Annotated in this window: 15 protein-coding genes and 1 pseudogene; 6 read left to right on the top strand and 10 right to left on the bottom strand. The window is 64.1% G+C overall.

The genetic code is table 11. From position 1 onward, the window contains the following. Window positions 1-2: 2 nt before the first annotated feature. The 7 genes and pseudogenes from LK03_RS01310 to LK03_RS01285 all read right to left on the bottom strand — a co-directional run bounded on the left by LK03_RS01310 (window position 3) and on the right by LK03_RS01285 (window position 7157). Entirely contained in the window at window positions 3-995 is a 993-nt protein-coding gene (locus LK03_RS01310; RefSeq protein WP_038410742.1) for a lysylphosphatidylglycerol synthase transmembrane domain-containing protein, read from the bottom strand. Continuing rightward, on the bottom strand, window positions 992-1756 hold the full coding sequence (locus LK03_RS01305) for a DUF2334 domain-containing protein (protein ID WP_038410741.1): 765 nt from the start codon (window positions 1754-1756) through the stop codon (window positions 992-994). Before LK03_RS01305 ends, LK03_RS01310 begins: the two co-directional genes overlap by 4 nt. Continuing rightward, window positions 1749-2840 (bottom strand): glycosyltransferase family 4 protein, encoded by a 1092-nt coding sequence (locus LK03_RS01300; protein WP_038414552.1) that lies wholly within the window; start codon window positions 2838-2840, stop codon window positions 1749-1751. Before LK03_RS01300 ends, LK03_RS01305 begins: the two co-directional genes overlap by 8 nt. Window positions 2841-3067: 227 nt before the next feature. Next, window positions 3068-3832, bottom strand: a complete 765-nt coding sequence (locus LK03_RS22750; RefSeq protein ID WP_430962064.1) for a methyl-accepting chemotaxis protein — start codon at window positions 3830-3832, stop codon at window positions 3068-3070. Between the two features lie 93 nt (window positions 3833-3925). Then, window positions 3926-4798 (bottom strand): annotated as a pseudogene (locus LK03_RS22745) (cache domain-containing protein); the annotation flags it as partial. Between the two features lie 377 nt (window positions 4799-5175). Next, window positions 5176-6648: an inorganic phosphate transporter gene (locus LK03_RS01290; RefSeq protein ID WP_038410739.1), complete on the bottom strand. Its 1473-nt coding sequence runs from the start codon at window positions 6646-6648 to the stop codon at window positions 5176-5178. Between the two features lie 308 nt (window positions 6649-6956). Next, a complete protein-coding gene (locus LK03_RS01285) occupies window positions 6957-7157 on the bottom strand; it encodes a hypothetical protein (protein ID WP_038410738.1) in 201 nt (66 codons plus the stop codon). A gap of 626 nt (window positions 7158-7783) precedes the next feature. Between LK03_RS01285 and pcaR the strand changes: the two genes are divergently transcribed. From pcaR to pcaD, 6 genes are all read left to right on the top strand, one after another. Then, window positions 7784-8593 (top strand): pca regulon transcriptional regulator PcaR, encoded by an 810-nt coding sequence (gene pcaR / locus LK03_RS01280; protein ID WP_038410737.1) that lies wholly within the window; start codon window positions 7784-7786, stop codon window positions 8591-8593. Between the two features lie 167 nt (window positions 8594-8760). After that, a complete protein-coding gene (locus LK03_RS01275) occupies window positions 8761-9621 on the top strand; it encodes a CoA transferase subunit A (protein ID WP_038410736.1) in 861 nt (286 codons plus the stop codon). Then, the gene (locus LK03_RS01270; RefSeq protein ID WP_038410735.1) at window positions 9618-10397 is read left to right on the top strand and encodes a CoA-transferase subunit beta; all 780 of its coding nucleotides are present in this window, start codon (window positions 9618-9620) and stop codon (window positions 10395-10397) included. Before LK03_RS01275 ends, LK03_RS01270 begins: the two co-directional genes overlap by 4 nt. Then, window positions 10394-11605 carry a 3-oxoadipyl-CoA thiolase gene (pcaF, locus tag LK03_RS01265; RefSeq protein WP_205621231.1) on the top strand — a complete coding sequence of 404 codons (1212 nt, stop codon included), beginning with the start codon at window positions 10394-10396 and terminating at the stop codon, window positions 11603-11605. Before LK03_RS01270 ends, pcaF begins: the two co-directional genes overlap by 4 nt. A gap of 121 nt (window positions 11606-11726) precedes the next feature. Further along, window positions 11727-13016, top strand: coding sequence for an MFS family transporter (locus LK03_RS01260; RefSeq protein WP_038410733.1), 1290 nt, complete (start codon window positions 11727-11729; stop codon window positions 13014-13016). Window positions 13017-13054: 38 nt separating this feature from the next. After that, window positions 13055-13849 (top strand): 3-oxoadipate enol-lactonase, encoded by a 795-nt coding sequence (gene pcaD, locus LK03_RS01255; RefSeq protein WP_038410732.1) that lies wholly within the window; start codon window positions 13055-13057, stop codon window positions 13847-13849. A 14-nt stretch (window positions 13850-13863) separates the two neighbouring features. Here pcaD and LK03_RS01250 read toward each other — a convergent pair whose 3' ends face one another. The 3 genes from LK03_RS01250 to ttgB form a co-directional block, all read right to left on the bottom strand. Next, window positions 13864-14784, bottom strand: coding sequence for a LysR family transcriptional regulator (locus LK03_RS01250; protein ID WP_038410731.1), 921 nt, complete (start codon window positions 14782-14784; stop codon window positions 13864-13866). A 226-nt stretch (window positions 14785-15010) separates the two neighbouring features. Next, the gene (adeC, locus tag LK03_RS01245; protein ID WP_038410730.1) at window positions 15011-16462 is read right to left on the bottom strand and encodes an AdeC/AdeK/OprM family multidrug efflux complex outer membrane factor; all 1452 of its coding nucleotides are present in this window, start codon (window positions 16460-16462) and stop codon (window positions 15011-15013) included. Beyond that, on the bottom strand, window positions 16459-19620 hold the full coding sequence (gene ttgB, locus LK03_RS01240) for a multidrug efflux RND transporter permease subunit TtgB (RefSeq protein ID WP_038410729.1): 3162 nt from the start codon (window positions 19618-19620) through the stop codon (window positions 16459-16461). Before ttgB ends, adeC begins: the two co-directional genes overlap by 4 nt. Window positions 19621-19622: the final 2 nt, after the last annotated feature.

Below are 19622 nucleotides of genomic sequence, written 5' to 3'. Positions count from 1 at the left end.
CCTCAGTCCACCTGCCGCCGCCAACGCTGCAGCAGCGGCCGCGCCAGCAGGCAGACGAACACCGGCGCACCGGCCAGCAGGTAGAAATAGTAGGTGATACCACGCCAGATGACGATCGCCGCCGCCGCTGCCGAGCCGCCTACCAGCGGCGTCAGCAGGGTGGCGCTGGTCAGCTCGGCGGCGCCGGCGCCACCCGGCAACAGGCTGAACTGCCCGGCGCTGAGCGCCAGCATCTGCACCAGAAAGCTCGGTATCCACGCCAGGTTCGCCCCCAGCCCCTGCAATACCAGGTACAGCACGCTGTAGCGCAGGCCCCAGTGCGCGCAGGTGAGGGCGAAGACCAGCGTCAGAGTGCGTTTGGGCAGGCGCCAGGTCTGCGCCAGTGCCTGCACGAAGCGCAACAGCTTGCGCGCCCACCGCCGCCTGCGACTGGCGGCCATGCCCAGGCGTTTGAGCATCCGACCATTCCAACGCATCACCTGACGCCGCCAGCGCAGCAGCGCGAGCAACAGCAGCAGTGCAGCGCAGAGCATCAGCGCGCTGCCCATCAGCATGCTCTGCTGGCTGTGGCCAAGGCGGTTGAACATGGCGTACCCGGCAATCGCCAGCATTGCGCAGAAGAAAAACAGCAAGTCGTTGAGCTGATCCATGGCGAACGCCGCACCGCTGCGCGCGGCGCTGACCCCTTCACGATGCAACAGCGCAATCAGCGCCACCGGTCCGCCGCTGCCGCCGGGCGTTGTGCAGATGGCAAACTCAGTGGCCATCACGACACCTACGCTGCGAACGACCTTCAGGTGCTCGCCTTGCTGACCCAGCAGCAAGCGCAGGCGCCAGGCGTTGATCACCCAGCACAGCACAATCATGCCCAGCAGACCCACCAGCAGCGTGGGCGAGAAATGACGCAACCGCGGCAGCAGGTCGGCGCCGCCCAGCCATAACGGCACCACGGCCCCCAGCAGCAGCGCCGCGCCGAGCCAGACCAGCCGACTCATGGCTGCAACTGGCGCTCGAGCCAGGCCGACTTGGTCAGCGGCTGACGACCTTGGGCGATCAGCGTGCGCAAGGTGTTCATCCAGTAGTCGCGCGATGAACGGTGGCGCATGTCCACCGGGTGCAGACCTAGGCGCAAGGTGCTGGCGCCTGCCAGGCGTCGGCATTGCCAGTCGCTGACCACCCGCGACAGGCCGCGGCGCCAGGCACTGCGCGCACTCCACACCAGGCCCGGTGCGTCGATGGCCTGAAAGTCAGGCAGGCGGTACAGGTGCTGGGGCGTACTGGTATAGGCCAGGGGCAACTGCCGCAGGGCCTGACGGGTGCCTTCGCTCATCAGCCAGGCCGGGGCGACGAAGCCCTTGACCGGTAGTCCCTGGGCGTCGAACACGGCAAGCCCTTCACGTAGACGGCGCATCGCCTCGGCCTGATCCAACCCATAGAATTCGCCCTCATGGGTGTAGATACGGCGCATGAACAGCTCGCGTGGGCTGCGTGGCGCCGGACCATCATCGGCATGGTAGAAACCATGCAAGGCCAGCTCATCGCCCAAGGTCAGGCGCCGTTGCAGCAGGCGGCAGAACGCCGGCGCGTGCTGCAGGGCATTGCGGTGGTGGAAATCGGGGACCACCAGCCAGGTCATCGGCACATCGCCCAAGGCATCGACGGCTTCGACGAACGGCTGATAGTCCGGCCAGGTTTCCGGCGCCACGTCGTGCAGCACCAGCATCACGCTGCGCGGCGCATCCTGCACCTCACCCATGGGCACGCACCGGCATTTGATGACCAAGCACCGCGTGATAATGCTCCAGCAGGCCATTGACCACGCTGTCCCACGAATAATGCTGCTCGACATGCTGGCGTGCCTGCGCACCCAGCTTGCGTGCGCCTTCTTCGAACACCTCACGCACGCTGGCCGCCATGGCCTGGGCGTCGTTCGGCGTGCACAGGCGGCCGGATTCGTCACGCACGATCTCGCTGAATGCCCCGGCACGCACGGCCACGACCGGCGTAGCACTGGCCATGGCTTCGAGAATCACCAAGCCGAAGGTTTCCTGGTCACCGGCGTGCACCAGCAGGTCGGCACTGGCCAGCAGGCCTGCCACTTCCTGGGGCGGGCAGAACTGGTTGATGACACTGACGTTGTCCGGCACGTTGGCCGGCATGCTCGAACCCACCAGCAAGAGGTGGTAATGGCTGCCCAGGGCGCGCATGCAGTCGAGCAGCACCGGCAGATTCTTCTCGCGCGAGCCGCGTCCGGCGAACACCAGCAGGCGCGTGGTATCGGCCAACCCCAGGCGTGCGCGCAGTTGTGGGTCACGTCGCGAGGGATTGAACAGGTTCAGATCGACCCCAAGCGGCTGCACATGCACCTCTTTGACCCCGAGGCGAATCAGTTTGTCGGCCATGACCTGGCTGGGCGCCAGCACGCGATCGAAGTTGCCGTACAGCTTGCTGACGTAGGCCTCGACGTTGGGCGTGAACCAGTTACCCATGCGGTTACTGACCAGCAGTGGCAGATCGGAGTGGTAAAAGCCAATGACCGGCACGTCCAGCTGGCGGCGCGCTTCGAGCGCGGCCCAGGCGGTGAAGTAGGGGTCACCGACTTCGATCAAGTCCGGTTGCAGTTTGCGCAGCGTGTTGCACCAGGGCGCCAGGCGCACCGGAAAGCGGTAGCCCTTGCCGAATGGCAGGGGCAGGGCGGGGACCTGGTAGATCCCATCCGCCTGAGTGGCGGTGGCGCCCGGAATGAGCAGGCTGTGCCGCACGCCAGGCATGGCGTCGAGGCGGCGGTGTTTGGCATCAAGATAGGTTCGTACGCCGCCGCTTGCGGGGGCGTAGAACATGGTGATGTCAGCAATGTGCACGATCGGTGTCCCTCCGGGATCATCTTCGGCGCTGTCTTACGGCTGTAACACACCGTTACAGGTAGCGCCTGAAGGTGGACCTTTCATCGGTGACATTTGTTCGATTTGGCTGACGACCACGCAGCGTGCATCGGTGCTGTGGCAGGGCTTGCCACGGCAACGGCCCAGCGCCGCAGCACGCGTCGCTGAGCCGGGAACGCAGCAGGTCAGATACGGAACGTGCCGACCAGGTGCTTGAGACGGCTGGCTTGTTGCTCCAGGTCCGAGCAGGCGCGCAGGGTGGCCTGGAGGTTCTCCACGCCTTCCTGGTTGAGCAGGTTGATCTCGCTGATGTCGATGTTGATCGCTTCGACCACGGCAGTCTGTTCCTCCGTGGCCGTGGCCACCGACTGGTTCATGCCGTCGATTTCACCGATGCGCTCGGTCACGCTGCCCAGACGCTCGCCAGCCTGATTGGCGATGTCGACGCTGTCCTGGCTGTGGCGCTGGCTCTGGTCCATGGTCTCCACCGAAGCGCGGGCGCCGACCTGCAGTTCTTCGATCATGGTCTGCACCTGTTGCGCCGACTCCTGGGTGCGATGGGCCAGGTTGCGCACTTCATCGGCAACCACGGCGAAGCCGCGTCCGGCCTCACCGGCACGGGCGGCTTCGATCGCCGCGTTGAGTGCCAGCAGGTTGGTTTGCTGGGAGATGCTGGTGATGACCTCGAGGATCTGGCCGATGTTGACGGTCTTGCCATTGAGCGTCTCGATATGCCCGCTGGAGGTGACGATCAGGTCCGACAGGCGGTTCATCGCCTGGATGTTGCGCTCCACTACCTGCTGGCCTTCTTCGGCCAGTACCCGAGCCGAACTGGCATGCTGCGAGGCCAGGGCGGCGTTGCCGGCGATTTCCTGGGCGGCAGCGCCGAGCTCGTTGATCGCCGCCGCGACACTGCTGGTGCGGTTGCTCTGCTCATCGGAGTTGGTCATCGACGAGTTGGAGGCGCTGATCACCCGCAAGGCCACTTCGTTGACCTGCTGGGTGGCCGAGGCGACCTCGCGGATCGATCCATGAATACGTTCGACGAAACGGTTGAACGCATTGCCGAGGATGCCGAACTCGTCATGGTGTTGCACATCCAGGCGCCGGGTCAGGTCACCTTCACCTTCGGCGATGTTCTCCATGGCGCGGGTCATCACGTGCAGCGGGCGCATCAGCACGCGGATCAGCAGGCCCAGCAGGGCCATGATGATAACCACCGCGACCAGCGTGGCGATCACTGCCGAGGTACGCAAGGTACTGAGCATGGCGAAGGCTTTGTCCTTGTCCACCGACAGACCGATGTACCAGTTGGCGGTGGGCAGCCCGGTGATGGGGGTGAAGCTCAGCAAGCGGGTTTCGCCGTTGACGCTGACTTCGGTGAGCTGGCTGGTCAGCTTCGGGGTGTCCTGCGCGAAGGCATCGGTGAGCGATTTCATCACCAGCTCCTTGTCCGGGTGGACGAGGATCTTGCCCTGGTCGCTGACCAGGAAGGCGTAGCCCATGCCGCCGAAGTTCAGCGAGTTGATGATCTTTACCAGACCATCCAGGGCCAGGTCTCCGCCCACCACACCTTCACTGGCGGAAACCTTGCTGAGGATGCCGATGACCATCTGCTGGGTGGTCAGGTCGATGTAGGGCTCGGTCAGGATGGCGCCGCTGGCCGCCATACCGTCCTTGTACCAAGGGCGTACCCGCGGGTCGTAGCCGTCGGGCATCTTGGCGTCCGGGCGCACGGTGAAGCGGCCGTCGGGCTGGCCGAGGTAGACCGTGAGAAAGCTTGAGGTCAGCGCCTGCTGGCCCATCAGCAGCGCCGCTTCGCCAGGATTTTGCGCGATGTTCTGCGCCAGGTTTTCGACCAGGCGAATACGGCCGTCGAACAGACTGCGCACGTTGGTCGCGGTCGATTGGCCCATCTCGTTGAGGTAGTTCTCGAGGTTGGCGCGCAGGGCGTTGCGTTGCAGGTAATCGTTGAACAGGGTGAACAGGGTGAAGGCAACGATCACGATCAATGATGCAGCGATCAGAATCTTGTGGCTGAAACGAAGGCTCTTGCGCATGGCGTCCTCGGGTCCGCTTGGCTGTCTATCGGGTTGGCATCTGCCACGGTGGGCACGCCGCGCGCCACGCTGCGGGAGGTGCAGGGGCGGTCAGAGACAGGTATCGGCCGGCAGAGCCGCTAGCTTGAGCGGTTTCTTCGAGGAAGGGGGCGGCGAAGGGTAGGGGCGCTGGCCTATGCGTTCAGGCCCCCTCCAGGCGCGGGCGCTGGAGAGGGCCTGAAGCGCGAGCAGACTTAGCTGATCGCCAGGGTCGCCAGCCAGAACAGGCCGGCGGCGAGTGCCACGGTAGCAGGCAGGGTCAGCACCCAGGCCAGCAGGATGGTCTTGATAGTGCCGCCCTGCAGGCCGCTCTTGTTGGCGACCATGGTGCCGGCCACGCCAGAAGACAGCACATGGGTGGTCGATACCGGCAGGCTGAAGATGTTGGCCATGCCGATGGCGCAGGCTGCGGTGATCTGCGCCGACATGCCCTGGGCATAGGTCATGCCCTGCTTGCCGATCTTCTCACCGACGGTCAGTACCACACGGCGCCAGCCGACCATGGTGCCCAGGCCCAGGGCCAGGGCGACGGCGACGATGACCCAGAACGGCGCGTACTCGGTAGTGGCCGTGAGGTCCTTGCGCAGCTTGTCGAGGTCGGCCCGCTCGCGGGCGTCCAGGCCTGGCAGTTTGCTGACCTTTTTCGCGGTGTCGTCCAGGCACAGCAGGTAACGACGCACTTCCACGCGCTTCTCGGCGCCGAGGTTGTGGTAGTCGGTCACCCCTTGCAGCGAGGTTTGCAGCGCGCTGATGGTCGGTTCGGTCTGCTGCGGGTTGCAGCTGAACTGCTCGGGCAGGTCGCCGGAGCGCGCCTTGCCCAGGGCCAGGTACTCGCCCAGGGTGGCTTCGTTGCGCTGGTAGAACTGGCTCAGGTGCAGAGTGGCGTCGCGTGTGCGTTCGATCTGGTAGGTGCTGCTGCCCAGGTCGAGCACGAACTGCGCCGGGACGATACCGATCAGCACCAGCATGATCAGGCCGATGCCTTTCTGGCCATCGTTGGAGCCGTGCACGAAGCTTACGGCCATGGCCGAAACCACCAGCACCATGCGGTTCCAGAAGGGCGGGTGCTTCTTGTCGTCGAGCTTGCGTCGCTGGTCCGGGGTCTTGTGCATCTTCGACAACGGACGCCACCACTTCAGGCCCAGCAGCACCAGCGCAGCGACGATGAAGCCGGCCAGAGGCGAGAACACCAGCGACAGGCCGATGTCGATCGCTTTCTGCCAGTTCACCCCATCACCCAAGGGAATATGGTTGATCAGCGCGTTGGCCAGGCCCACGCCGAGGATCGAGCCGATCAGCGTGTGCGAGCTGGACGCAGGAATACCGAAGTACCAGGTGCCCAGGTTCCAGGTGATCGCGGCGGCCAGCAGCGAGAAGACCATCGCCAGACCGTGACCGGTGTTGACGTTGATCAGCAGCTCGACGGGCAGCAGGTGGACGATGGCATAGGCAACGCCAACGCCTCCGAGCACGACCCCAAGGAAGTTGAACACCCCCGAGAAGAACACGGCCAGGTGCGGCGGCATGGCTTTGGTATAGATGACGGTAGCTACCGCGTTGGCGGTGTCATGAAAGCCATTGATGAACTCGAAGGCGAGCACAAAGGTCAGTGCGAGCACCAGGCTCACGGCTACCCAGGCGTCCAGTCCGCTGAATAAATCGATCATGAAAGGTTTTCTGGCGGTCGAAAGGGGGGCGGATTATGCCAGAAAACCATGACAATCGAAGCACCCGCTTGGACTCAAAAAGCCTGCGCGAAGTCACGCCTGCGACCGCAGTCTGAGGACGCTTCTCATTCGACCCCCGTCATCCTGCGCTGCAAGGCTTTGAAAACCTTTGAAATAAGGGCGAGAGTCGGTCGTCACGGCTTTTAAAACACGTGTATGAAATTTGTGTGAAAGCATGTCTGCGAAAGCTGCGTCGACACAGCTGAGAATCGATCTCAGGCAAGTTTCTCGATGACCGCTGATCTGCGTCAGGGTTTATCGCTGCGCAATTCCTTTTCCATCTTGTCCAGCTCTTCGGCGTAAGCCTGATCATGAACGGTAGCGCGCTTGCGCCAGGGCTTGCGCTCGGGGTCAGGTTGCGCGGCGTAAGTGGTGACTTCACCACCGTAGACTCCGGTATAACGCTCGGCTTGGCGCTCAAGTTCAGCGCGAAGTTCTTCTTTGGTCACAGTCTTACCTGTCAGTTGTAGATAACGCACCGGGCATGGGCTCAGCCACGGAGCGTGCAGAAAGAAGTGTTGCGATGCCCTCGCGAGCAGGCCGAACAACGTCGGCAAGGCAGTGGCTCAGCGCTGCGCGACGATCGAGGCATGACGCCGATCACACAGAGTGATCCTTGAACCGAGGGGGTGGCCAGGCGATGCCCTGACTAATCAAGGCAAGCGATTATAACCCCAGGTTCGTTCAAGGCCACTAGCTGGTCTTGGCTGAGTCGCGCCTGTTTGCCAGGAAGTTGTAATCGGATAAGTGCGCAGTAACAACCCGACTCAAACGTTGGAGTGTGCGCCACCCCCGCAAAGTTCCAGAGCCGGGCGTAAATGAAAACGGCCTCGCGCAAGAGCGAGGCCGCTGCCTTGAAGCTTCCACGGTGGGTACCTGACCAGTCTCTCCAAAGAAGCCACATGGGCACGAGAAAGGTATAAGCAAACGTGTCATCGGTCAATTGCGATTATCGGTCGTTTGTCCGATAATCGCACAAGGCAGTGAAATTCAAGCACCAATTTTTTGAGGCCTCTCCGTGAGTGACGACATCCCTGAAGCCACTGCAACCTCTGTGTCGCGCCCTGGCGCAGCCATGGCCCCGCCCATCGTGGCGTCGCCGGCCAAGCGCATTCAGGCCTTCACCGGCGATCCCGACTTCATGACCTCACTGGCGCGCGGCCTGGCGGTGATCCAGGCCTTCCAGGAACGCAAACGCCACCTGACCATCGCCCAGATCAGCCACCGTACGGAAATTCCCCGCGCTGCCGTTCGGCGCTGCCTGCACACGCTGATCAAACTTGGCTATGCCACCACCAACGGCCGCACCTACTCGTTGCTGCCCAAGGTCCTGACCCTGGGCCATGCCTATCTGTCGTCGACGCCGCTGGCGGTGTCGGCGCAGCCGTATCTGGACCGCATCAGCGAAGCGCTTCATGAAGCGGCCAACATGGCCACCCTCGAAGGCGACGACATTCTCTATATTGCCCGCTCTGCGACGGTGGAACGGCTGATCTCCGTCGACCTTTCGGTGGGCGGCCGACTGCCTGCCTATTGCACCTCCATGGGGCGCATCATGCTCGCCGCCCTGGACGATACGAGCCTGCGCGAATACCTGGAGCGCGCCGACCTCAAGCCGCGCACCAGCCGCACCTTGCACGACGCTGACTCGCTGTTCGCGTGCATTCAGCAGGTCCGCGAGCAGGGCTGGTGCGTGGTCGATCAGGAACTGGAACAAGGCCTGCGCTCGATCGCCGTGCCGATCTATGACGCCTCGGGGCAGGTGCTGGCGGCACTGAACGTCAGCACCCATGTCGGGCGCGTCAGTCGCAGCGAGCTGGAACAGCGCTTCTTACCCATTCTGCTGTCGACCAGCCAGGACCTGTGTCATCAGCTGTTCGGTTGAGCGGCAGTTCAGCGGTGAGCAGGTCATTCACTTAGTGTTCGATAATCGCCCATATACGCGATTATCGGATTGTCCTGCCCGGGTCAGTCTCCTTACTCTCAAGCCATCGCACAGCGGCGTTGCCAGCGCGGCCCGCTGCCCCGACTCGTCCTGACCAGGAGTCCCCAATGGCTGCAATCCTTTCGCTGCGCGATGCCGTGCAGCAGTTCGTCCACGATGGCGACACCGTCGCCCTGGAAGGTTTCACTCACCTGATTCCGACCGCTGCCGGTCACGAAATCATTCGTCAGAACAAGCGCGACCTGACCCTGGTGCGCATGACGCCTGACCTGATCTACGACCAGTTGATCGGCGCCGGTTGCGCCAGGCGTCTGGTGTTCTCCTGGGGCGGCAACCCCGGCGTGGGTTCGCTGCACCGCCTGCGCGACGCGGTCGAGAAGCAATGGCCGCATGCCATCGAGATCGAAGAACACAGCCACGCTGATCTGGCCAACGCGTACGTCGCCGGCGCGTCTGGCTTGCCGTTCGCCGTGCTGCGCGCCTATGCCGGCTCCGACCTGCCCAAGGTCAACCCGCTTATCAAGAGCGTGACCTGCCCGTTCACCGGCGAAGTGCTGGCGGCGGTGCCGTCGGTGCGCCCGGACGTCACGGTGATCCACGCGCAGAAAGCCGACCGCAAGGGCAACGTGCTGCTCTGGGGCATTCTTGGCGTGCAGAAGGAAGCGGCCCTGGCGGCCAAGCGCTGCATCGTCACGGTCGAGGAGATCGTCGACGACCTCGATGCACCGATGAATGCCTGCGTACTGCCCACCTGGGCGCTCAGCGCGGTGTGCCTGGTGCCCGGAGGCGCGCACCCGTCCTACGCCCATGGTTATTACGAGCGCGACAACCGCTTCTACCAGGCCTGGGACCCGATTGCCCGCAGCCGCGAGGCGTTCAGCGCCTGGATCGACACTTATATTCGCGGCACCGCCGATTTCGACGCATTCAAGGCCAAGCTGGCCAGCACCGTGGAGGCCGCACAATGAGCTACTCGACTGCAGAAATGATGACCGTCGCCGCGGCCCGCCGCCTGCGCAATGGTGCAGTGTGTTTCGTCGGCATCGGCCTGCCTTCGAAGGCGGCCAACCTGGCGCGGCTGACCTCTTCGCCGGATGTGGTGCTGATCTACGAGTCCGGCCCGATTGGCGCCAAGCCGAGCGTGCTGCCGCTGTCGATCGGCGACGGTGAACTGGCCGAGACCGCCGACACCGTGGTGCCGACCGGGGAAATCTTCCGCTACTGGCTGCAAGGCGGGCGAATCGATGTCGGTTTCCTCGGCGCTGCCCAGGTCGATCGCTTCGGCAACATCAATACCACCGTGGTCGGCGACTACCATGCGCCGCGCACGCGTCTGCCCGGGGCCGGCGGCGCTCCGGAAATTGCAGGTTCGGCCAAGCAGGTGCTGATCATCCTCAAGCAATCGACCCGGGCGTTCGTGGAAAAACTCGACTTCATCACCTCGGTAGGCCATGGCGAAGGCGGCGATTCGCGCAAGCGCCTGGGACTGCCCGGGGCAGGGCCGGTGGGCATCATCACCGACCTGTGCATCATGGAGCCGGAAGCTGGCAGCAACGAATTCGTCGTGACCTCGATGCACCCAGGCGTCACCCGCGAGCAGATCGTCGCCGCCACCGGTTGGGCGGTGCGCTTTGCCGACGACCTGCAGCACACCGCTGCGCCCAGCGATACCGAGCTCTCGGCGCTGCGCGACCTTGAAGCCCGTACCGCCCAGGCCCATGGCCAGGCGCCAGGAGAAGCCTGATGCGTGACGTATTCATCTGCGACGCCGTGCGTACCCCCATCGGCCGCTTCGGCGGCGCCCTGGCCAGCGTCCGGGCCGACGACCTGGCGGCGGTGCCGCTCAAGGCGCTGATCGAGCGCAACCCCAGCGTGCAGTGGGCGCAGCTCGATGAGGTGTTCCTCGGCTGCGCCAACCAGGCCGGTGAAGACAACCGCAACGTCGCGCGCATGGCGCTGCTGCTGGCCGGGTTGCCGGAGACGGTGCCGGGGGTGACCCTCAATCGCCTGTGCGCCTCGGGGCTCGATGCCATTGGCACGGCGTTTCGGGCCATCGCCAGTGGCGAGATGGAGCTTGCGATCGCTGGCGGGGTCGAGTCGATGTCCCGTGCGCCGTTCGTCATGGGCAAGGCTGAAAACGCTTACTCGCGTAACATGAAACTGGAAGACACGACCATCGGCTGGCGCTTCGTCAATCCGCTGATGCACCAGCAGTACGGCGTCGATGCCATGCCGCAGACCGCTGACAACGTCGCCGACGACTACCAGGTGTCGCGCGCCGATCAGGATGCCTTCGCCCTGCGTAGCCAGCAAAAAGCCGCTGCCGCCCAGGCGGCGGGGTACTTCGCTGAAGAGATCGTCCCGGTGTGCATCGTTCAGCGCAAAGGCGAAACCCTGGTCGAGCACGATGAGCACCTGCGCCCTGACACCACGCTCGAAGCGCTGAGCCGGCTCAAGCCGGTCAACGGCGCGGACAAGACCGTCACCGCTGGCAACGCCTCGGGGGTCAACGACGGTGCTGCGGCGCTGATTCTGGCCTCGGCCGAGGCGGTCAAGCGCCACGGGCTCACCCCCCGCGCCCGCGTGCTGGGCATGGCCAGCGCGGCGGTGGCGCCACGGGTGATGGGCATCGGCCCGGTGCCTGCGGTGCGCAAGCTGACCGAACGGCTGGGCCTGGCAATGAGCGATTTCGACGTCATCGAACTCAACGAAGCCTTCGCCAGCCAGGGCTTGGCGGTGCTGCGCGAGTTGGGCGTGGCTGACGACGCCCCACAGGTCAACCCCAACGGCGGCGCCATCGCTCTGGGGCATCCGCTGGGCATGAGCGGTGCACGGCTGGTGCTGACCGCGCTGCATCAGCTGGAAAAGAGCGGTGGACGCAAAGGCTTGGCGACCATGTGCGTGGGGGTCGGCCAGGGCCTGGCGCTGGCGATCGAGCGGGTCGAGGGCTGAAGGCTCACGGCCAGGGGCTGGGGGCTGAAGCTCGCCAGCCCCAGGCAAGCGGCACCTGAGGAACGACTTTGTTACCGACTGTGTCTAGAGTTGACCGTGAATCCCTAGGAGCATCTGCGCCATGACCTCAACCTATTACACCGGCGAAGAACGCAAGAAGCGCGTTTTCGCCATCGTCGGTGCCTCGTCAGGCAACCTGGTGGAGTGGTTCGACTTCTACGTCTACGCCTTCTGCGCCATCTACTTCGCCCCAGCCTTCTTCCCCTCCGATGACCCCACCGTGCAGTTGCTCAACACCGCCGGGGTGTTTGCCGCAGGCTTTCTGATGCGGCCTATCGGTGGCTGGATCTTCGGCCGTCTGGCCGACCGCCACGGGCGCAAGAATTCGCTGATGATCTCGGTACTGATGATGTGCGCCGGCTCGCTGATGATCGCCTGCTTGCCGACCTACGCCAGCATCGGCACCTGGGCGCCGGCGCTGCTGCTGTTGGCGCGGTTGATCCAGGGGTTGTCGGTGGGTGGCGAATACGGCACCACGGCGACCTACATGAGTGAAGTGGCGCTGCGTGGCCAGCGTGGCTTCTTCGCCTCGTTCCAGTACGTGACGCTGATCGGCGGGCAATTGCTCGCGGTGCTGGTGGTGGTGATTCTGCAGCAGCTGCTGAGCGACGAAGAGCTGCGCGCCTGGGGCTGGCGCATCCCGTTCGTGGTCGGCGCCGTGGCTGCGGTCATCTCGCTGATGCTGCGCCGTTCACTGGAAGAAACCAGCAGCGCCGAAACCCGTCAGGACAAGGACGCCGGCTCCATCGGCGGGCTGCTGCGCAACCATGGCGCGGCGTTCATCACCGTGCTCGGCTACACCGCCGGTGGCTCGTTGATCTTCTACACCTTCACCACCTACATGCAGAAGTTTCTGGTCAACACCGCCGGCATGCCGGCCAAGAGCGCCAGCTATGTGATGACCGGCGCGCTGTTCCTGTTCATGCTCATGCAGCCGCTGTTCGGCATGCTCTCCGACCGCATTGGCCGGCGTAACTCGATGCTGCTGTTCGGCGCCCTGGGCACACTGTTCACCGTGCCGCTCCTGATGGCACTGAAAACCGTGACCAGCCCGTTCCTGGCCTTCGTACTGGTAACCGTGGCGCTGTGCATCGTCAGCCTCTACACCTCGATCAGCGGTCTGGTCAAAGCCGAGATGTTCCCCCCGCAAGTGCGCGCGCTGGGTGTTGGCCTGGCCTACGCGGTGGCCAACGCCATGTTCGGCGGTTCGGCTGAATACGTGGCATTGAACCTGAAGTCGATGGGGATCGAAAACAGCTTCTATTGGTACGTCACCGCGATGATGGCGGTGGCCTTCCTGTTCAGCCTGCGCTTGCCCAAGCAGGCGGCGTACCTGCATGACGATCACTGACCCCCAACCTCAACCGGCATAGCCTCAAGGAGACCACCGTGGCACACGTGCAACTGGCCGATGGCGTACTGAACTACCAACTCGAGGGGCCTGCCCAGGCACCGGTGCTGGTGCTGTCCAACTCGTTGGGCACCGATCTGGGCATGTGGGATGAGCAGGTGCCGTTGTGGCGCGAGCACTTTCGCGTACTGCGCTACGACACTCGGGGTCACGGTGGTTCGACGGTCAGTGACGGCCCCTACAGCATCGAGCAGCTCGGTGGCGACGTGCTGGCCTTGCTCAATGCGCTGCACATCGAGCGTGCGCATTTCGTCGGGCTGTCGATGGGGGGCTTGATCGGCCAGTGGCTGGGCATCCATGCCGGGCATCGGCTGCACAGCCTGACTCTGTGCAACACCGCCGCGCAGATTGGCACTGCCCAGGTCTGGAACAGCCGCATCGACCTGGTGCTGGGCGGTGGTCAGCAGGCCATGGCCGAACTGCGCGATGCGTCGCTGGCACGCTGGTTCACCGCGGATTTCGTCGCCGATCATCCGCTGCAATGCCAGCGCATCACGCAAATGCTGGCAGGCACCTCGGCCCAAGGTTACGCAGCCAACTGCGCGGCGGTCCGCGATGCGGACTTTCGCAGCCAGTTGGGGCGCATCGAGGTGCCGACGCTGATCGTCGCCGGCAGCGGCGACGTGGTCACCACCCCGGAACATGGCCGCTTCCTGCAAAGCCATATCACTGGGGCGCAGATCGTCGAATACCCAGCGGCGCACTTGTCCAATGTCGAGATTGGCGAACCCTTTACCCGCCGAGTGCTGGCCTTTCTGCAAGGCCAAGGCTGAGGGATTGGACGACCTCAGACCCGCTCCGGCGTCGGCTGAGCGTCCACTACCAACAGCGTGTCGATCAGCGCTCGGGCTGCCGGCGATAGCTGATAGCCGCTGCGGCTGATCACTCCGCAACGCACGCTGAGCAAGTCCAGGCGCGGCGGCAGGTTGCGCCAGTGCAGGGTCACCAGCGTCCTGGCCGCCAGATCCTGTGCCAGCGCCTGGGTGCTGGCGCAGCCGATGGCATCGCTGCCCAGTACCACGCTGCGCACAACGTTGAAATCCTCGCACTGCACCTGCAGGCGCAGGTCGCTGCGCCCGCTCAGATTGGCCAGGTACTTGCGCACCCCAGGTGCCAGCCAATGGCTGACCAGCGGGTAGTCGAACAGTTCGTTGGTCGACAGGCTGTCCTTGCGCAGCAAAGGGTGGCCTGCGCGACAGAAGAACGTGCCGGCTCGCGCTTGCAGAGGCTGGGTGTGGAAGTAGGGGTCGGCTTCGAAGGGGCGCAGGTCGTCGACGAAGAATTCGATCTGTTCGCGGCGCAAGGCCTCGCCCAGTCGTTCAGGTGCGGCGGTGAGCAGGCGGGTATGGATGCCCGGCCGTTCGCCCATCAATTGCGTCAAAGCCTGCGGCACCAGACTCACCGCCATCGCCGGCCCGCAGCCAAAGTGCAGCTCGCCAGCATCCACCGCACTCATCTGCAACACCTCGTTGCTCAACTGTGCTGCGCCCTGCACCAGACGCCGCGCATGTTGCAGTACCACCAGCCCCTGCGCGGTCGGCGCCAAGGTCTTGTTGGCGCGGTCGATCAACTGACAACCTAAGGTCTGTTCAAGATTCTGGATCGCCCGGCTGAAGGCCGGCTGGGTGATGCCCATGGCGTCTGCTGCACGCACGAAGCTGCGGTAGTCGGTCAGCGCGATGAAATAGCGCAGTTGGCGAAGATCCATCTCGGGCTCAGCAGCAGGGGCGGGTAGGGCATGTTCCGTGCTGACTGATTATTCCGTCAACGAATATGTGTCTGGTTTTATATTCGATTATTGAATTTCTATAGAAGCGTTGGCGTGTGACCGCCGCGCTGGAGAGGGGTGGGGCAAGTCAGTTAGTTCTGCCTTCAATCGCAGCTCGACCGGAGCGAGGGACGTTCCGATCGAGCTGCGAAGGCGTTGCGATCGATCAGCCCTTGGGCGTCTGCACCGACGCTTGCTGGGCCTGGCCGGTGCGCTCGTACCAGCCGCCACCGAGGGCCTTGTACAGATTGACCTCGCTGGTCAGCTGCGACAGGCGATCACTGATCAGCGCCTGTTGCGCGCTGAACAGCGTGCGCTGGGCGTCGAGGAAAGTCAGGTTGCTGTCGATGCCGATGCGGTAGCGACGTTCGGCCAGGCGGTAGTAGTCCTGGTTGGCGGCGACCAGATCGCGCTGGGCCTGCAACTGCTCTTCGAAGGTCTTGCGCGCGGCCAGGCCATCGGCGACTTCCTGGAAGGCGGTCTGGATGGTCTTTTCGTACTTGGCGACGTTGATGTCCTTCTGGATCTTCGCGTAGTCGAGGCTGGCGCGCAGCGCACCGGCGTTAAAGATCGGCAGGTTGATCTGCGGCTGGAATAGCCAGGTGCCCGAGCCGGCACTGAACAGCCCGCTCATGTCGGGGCTGAGGGTGCCGGCATTGGCGGTCAGGCTGATGCTGGGGAAGAACGCTGCGCGCGCCGCGCCGATATTGGCGTTGGCGGCCTTGAGCAGGTGCTCGGCTTCCTGGATGTCAGGACGCCGCTGCAGCAGGTCGGACGGCAGGCCCGCCGGCACTTCGGCCAGCTGGTCGGCATCGAGCTTGAGCGGCGCCGGCAGGTTGCTCGGCACGCCAGTGCCGATCAGCACGGTCAGGCTGTTGAGGTCTTGCGCCACCAGGCGTTGATACTGCGCCAGCTTGACCCGCGCGCCTTCCACGGCGGTGCGTGCCTGGCTCAGATCGAGCGCCGAAGCAACCCCGACCTCGCTGCTGCGGCGAGTCAGGTTGAAGCTCTGCTCGTAGGCGTCGAGGGTGTCCTTGGTCAGCTTGAGCAAGTCCTGATCGGCCTGCCAGGTGTAATAGGCATTGGCGATGCTGGCGACCAGGGCGATCTGCGTCGAGCGCCGTGCCTCTTCGCTGGACAGGTAGATCTCCAGGGCCTGTTGGCTGAGGCTGCGTACCCGACCGAACAGATCCAGTTCATAGGCGCTGACCCCGACCGTGGCCGAGTACTGGCTGGTGATGCCAGCCCGGCCGGTCTGCGACAGATCGGCCGGCACCCGCTGGCGACTGCCGCTGCCGTTGGCCGACACCGCCGGGAACAGATCGGCCCGCTGGATGCGGTACTGCGCGCGGTAGGCGTCGATGTTCAGGGCTGCGACGCGCAGGTCACGGTTGTTTTCCAAGCCGGTCTGGATCAGCTGTTGCAGCGCACGGTCGGTGAAGAACTGGCGCCAGCCTTGTTCGGCTGCGGCGACATCGGCCGACTCGGCGGGCGAGTAGGCCGGCCCCTGCGGCCACTGCGCCGCGACCGGGGCTTCCGGGGTCTGGTAGTCAGGAATCAGCGAGCAACCGCCGAGGATGAAAGCGGTTACTGCCAGGGACAGCAGGGACTTGGTCATTGCCCAGCCTCATTACGTGGAGTGACGGGATGTTCGGAGTGTTCGTCGGTTTTACGCTTGCTGCCGCCGAACACCGAGGAAACGGCGACGAAGAACAGCGGTACCCAGAAGATGGCCAGTACCGTGGCGCTGATCATGCCGCCAATCACGCCGGTGCCGATGGCGTGCTGGCTGCCCGAGCCTGCGCCGCTGGCGATGGTCAACGGTACCACGCCGAGAATGAACGCCAGCGAGGTCATGATGATCGGGCGCAAACGCATGCGGCAGGCTTCGATGGTGGCGTCGTACAGACTGCGCCCCTGTTCATGCAGCTCTTTGGCGAATTCGACGATGAGAATCGCGTTCTTCGCCGCCAGGCCGATGGTGGTCAGCAGGCCGACCAGGAAGTACACATCGTTGGACAGACCGCGCAGGCTGGTGGCGATCAGCGCACCAATGATGCCCAGCGGCACCACCAGCACCACGGCGATCGGAATCGACCAGCTTTCGTACAGCGCTGCCAGGCAGAGGAAGACGAACAGGATCGACAGCGCGAACAGAGCCGGCATCTGCGAACCCGAGAGTTTTTCTTCGTAGGACATGCCGGTCCAGGCGTAGCCGATGCCGTCCGGCAGCTCGCCGGCAATGCGCTCGACCTCGGCCATCGCTTCACCGGTGCTGTAGCCCGGCGCCGGCGTACCGAGCACCTCGACCGCTTCCACACCGTTGTAGCGCGACAGCTTGGGCGAACCGTAGGTCCACTCGCCGCTGGCGAAGGAGGAGAACGGCACCATCTCGCCCTGGCCGTTGCGCACGTACCATTTCTGCAGGTCTTCCGGGCTCATGCGCGCGCTGGACTGCCCCTGGATGTAGACCTTCTTGACCCGACCGCGGTCGATGAAGTCGTTGACGTAGCTGCCGCCCAAGGCAATCGACAGGGTGTTGTTGATGTCAGCGATGGTCACGCCCAAGGCACTGGCGCGCTCGTCGTCGACGATCAGCTGGTACTGCGGTTCATCGTTCAGGCCGTTGGGGCGCACGCCGGCCAGAATCTTGCTCTGCGAGGCCTTGGCCAGGAACTGGTTGCGCGCCTCCATGAGTTTTTCATGGCCGACGCCGGCGCGGTCCTGAAGGAACACGTCGAAGCCGCTGGCGTTGCCCAGCTCCAGCACCGCAGGCGGTGCGAAGGCGAACACCATGGCGTCGCGGAAGGTGAAGAAATGCTGCTGGGCGCGGGTGGCGAGGTTGAACACGCTGTTCTCCGCCGAGCGCTCGCCCCATGGCTTGAGCATGATGAAGGCCATGCCCGAGCTCTGCCCACGACCGGCGAAGTTGAAGCCGGTCACGGTGAACACCGACGACACCGTGTCGGATTCGTCCTTGAGCAGGTAGCTGCGCATCTGGTCGACCACATCCTGGGTGCGCTCGGCACTGGAGCCGGCGGGCGTCTGCACCTGGGCGAACAGCACGCCTTGGTCTTCCTCGGGAAGGAAGGCAGCGGGGATGCGGTTGAACAGCAAGACCATGCCGACCACGATCAGCGCATAGGCCAGCAGGAACGGAATCTTGCGTCGCAGAACGAAGCCGACGCTGCGTTCGTAACCCTGCACGCTGCGGTCGAAGCTGCGGTTGAACCAGCCGAAGAAGCCGCCCTTGGCGTGGTGGTGCTCGCCCTTTTTCAGCGGGGTGAGCATGGTGGCGCACAAAGCCGGGGTGAACACCAGTGCGACCAATACCGACAGGCCCATGGCCGAAACGATGGTGATCGAGAACTGCCGGTAGATGACCCCGGTCGAGCCGCCGAAGAAAGCCATCGGCAGCAGCACCGCCGACAGCACCAGGGCGATACCGACCAGCGCACCCTGGATCTGCTCCATGGACTTCTTGGTCGCCGCCTTGGGCGGTAGCCCCTCTTCTGACATCACCCGCTCGACGTTCTCCACCACGACGATGGCGTCGTCCACCAGCAAGCCGATGGCCAGGACCATGGCGAACATAGTCAGGGTGTTGATGCTGAAACCGAACGCGGCAAGGATGCCGAAGGTGCCGAGCAGCACCACCGGAACGGTCATGGTGGTGATGATGGTGGCGCGGAAGTTCTGCAGGAACAGGTACATCACCAGGAACACCAGCACCACGGCTTCGATCAGGGTGTGGATCACCCCGCTGATCGACTCGGTGACCACTGGCGTGGTGTCGTACGGGAACACCGCTTTCATGCCCGGCGGGAAGAACGGCTCCAAGTCGCTGATGGTCTGGCGCAGTGCCTTGGCCGTATCCAGGGCGTTGGCGCCGGTGGCCAGCTTGATCGCCATGCCCGAGGCAGGCTTGCCGTTGAACTGGGCGCTGACCGAATAGTTTTCGCCGCCCAGGCCAACCTTGGCAACGTCACGCAGGCGCACCTGCGAGCCATCGCTGTTGACCTTGAGCAGAATCTTCTCGAACTGCTCGGCGGTCTGCAGGCGGGTCTTGCCGATGATGGTGGCATTGAGCTGGGTGCCCGGCATGGCCGGCAGGCCGCCGAGCTGGCCGGAGGACACCTGCACGTTCTGCGCGGTAACCGCGGTGCGCACATCGACGGGAGTCAGCTGATACTTGTTGAGCTTGGCCGGATCGAGCCAGATACGCATGGCGTACTGGGCACCGAACACCTGGAAGTCGCCGACACCTGCGGTGCGCGAGATCGGGTCCTGCATGGTCGAAACGATGTAGTTGGCCAGGTCGTCCTTGGTCATCGAGCCATCTTCGGACACCAGGCCGATCACCATCAGGAAGTTCTTCACCGCCTTGGTCACGCGAATACCTTGCTGCTGCACTTCCTGCGGCAACAGCGGGGTGGCCAGGTTGAGCTTGTTCTGCACCTGCACCTGGGCGGTGTCGGGGTTGGTGCCCTGCTCGAAGGTGGCGGTGATGGTCATGCTGCCGTCGGAGTTACTTTCCGACGACACATAACGCAGGTTGTCGATGCCGTTGAGCTGTTGCTCGATGACCTGCACCACGGTGTCCTGCACGGTCTGCGCCGAGGCCCCCGGGTAGGTCACGGCGATGGCGATGGCCGGCGGCGCGATGCTGGGGTACTGGTTGATCGGCAATTTGAGGATCGACAGGGCGCCGACCAGCATGATCACCAAGGCGATCACCCAGGCGAAGATCGGGCGATCGATAAAGAACTTCGACATGG

The sequence above is a fragment of the Pseudomonas cremoricolorata genome (assembly GCF_000759535.1).
Taxonomy (GTDB): domain Bacteria; phylum Pseudomonadota; class Gammaproteobacteria; order Pseudomonadales; family Pseudomonadaceae; genus Aquipseudomonas; species Aquipseudomonas cremoricolorata_A.
This window is presented reverse-complemented; position numbering and strand designations above follow the sequence as displayed.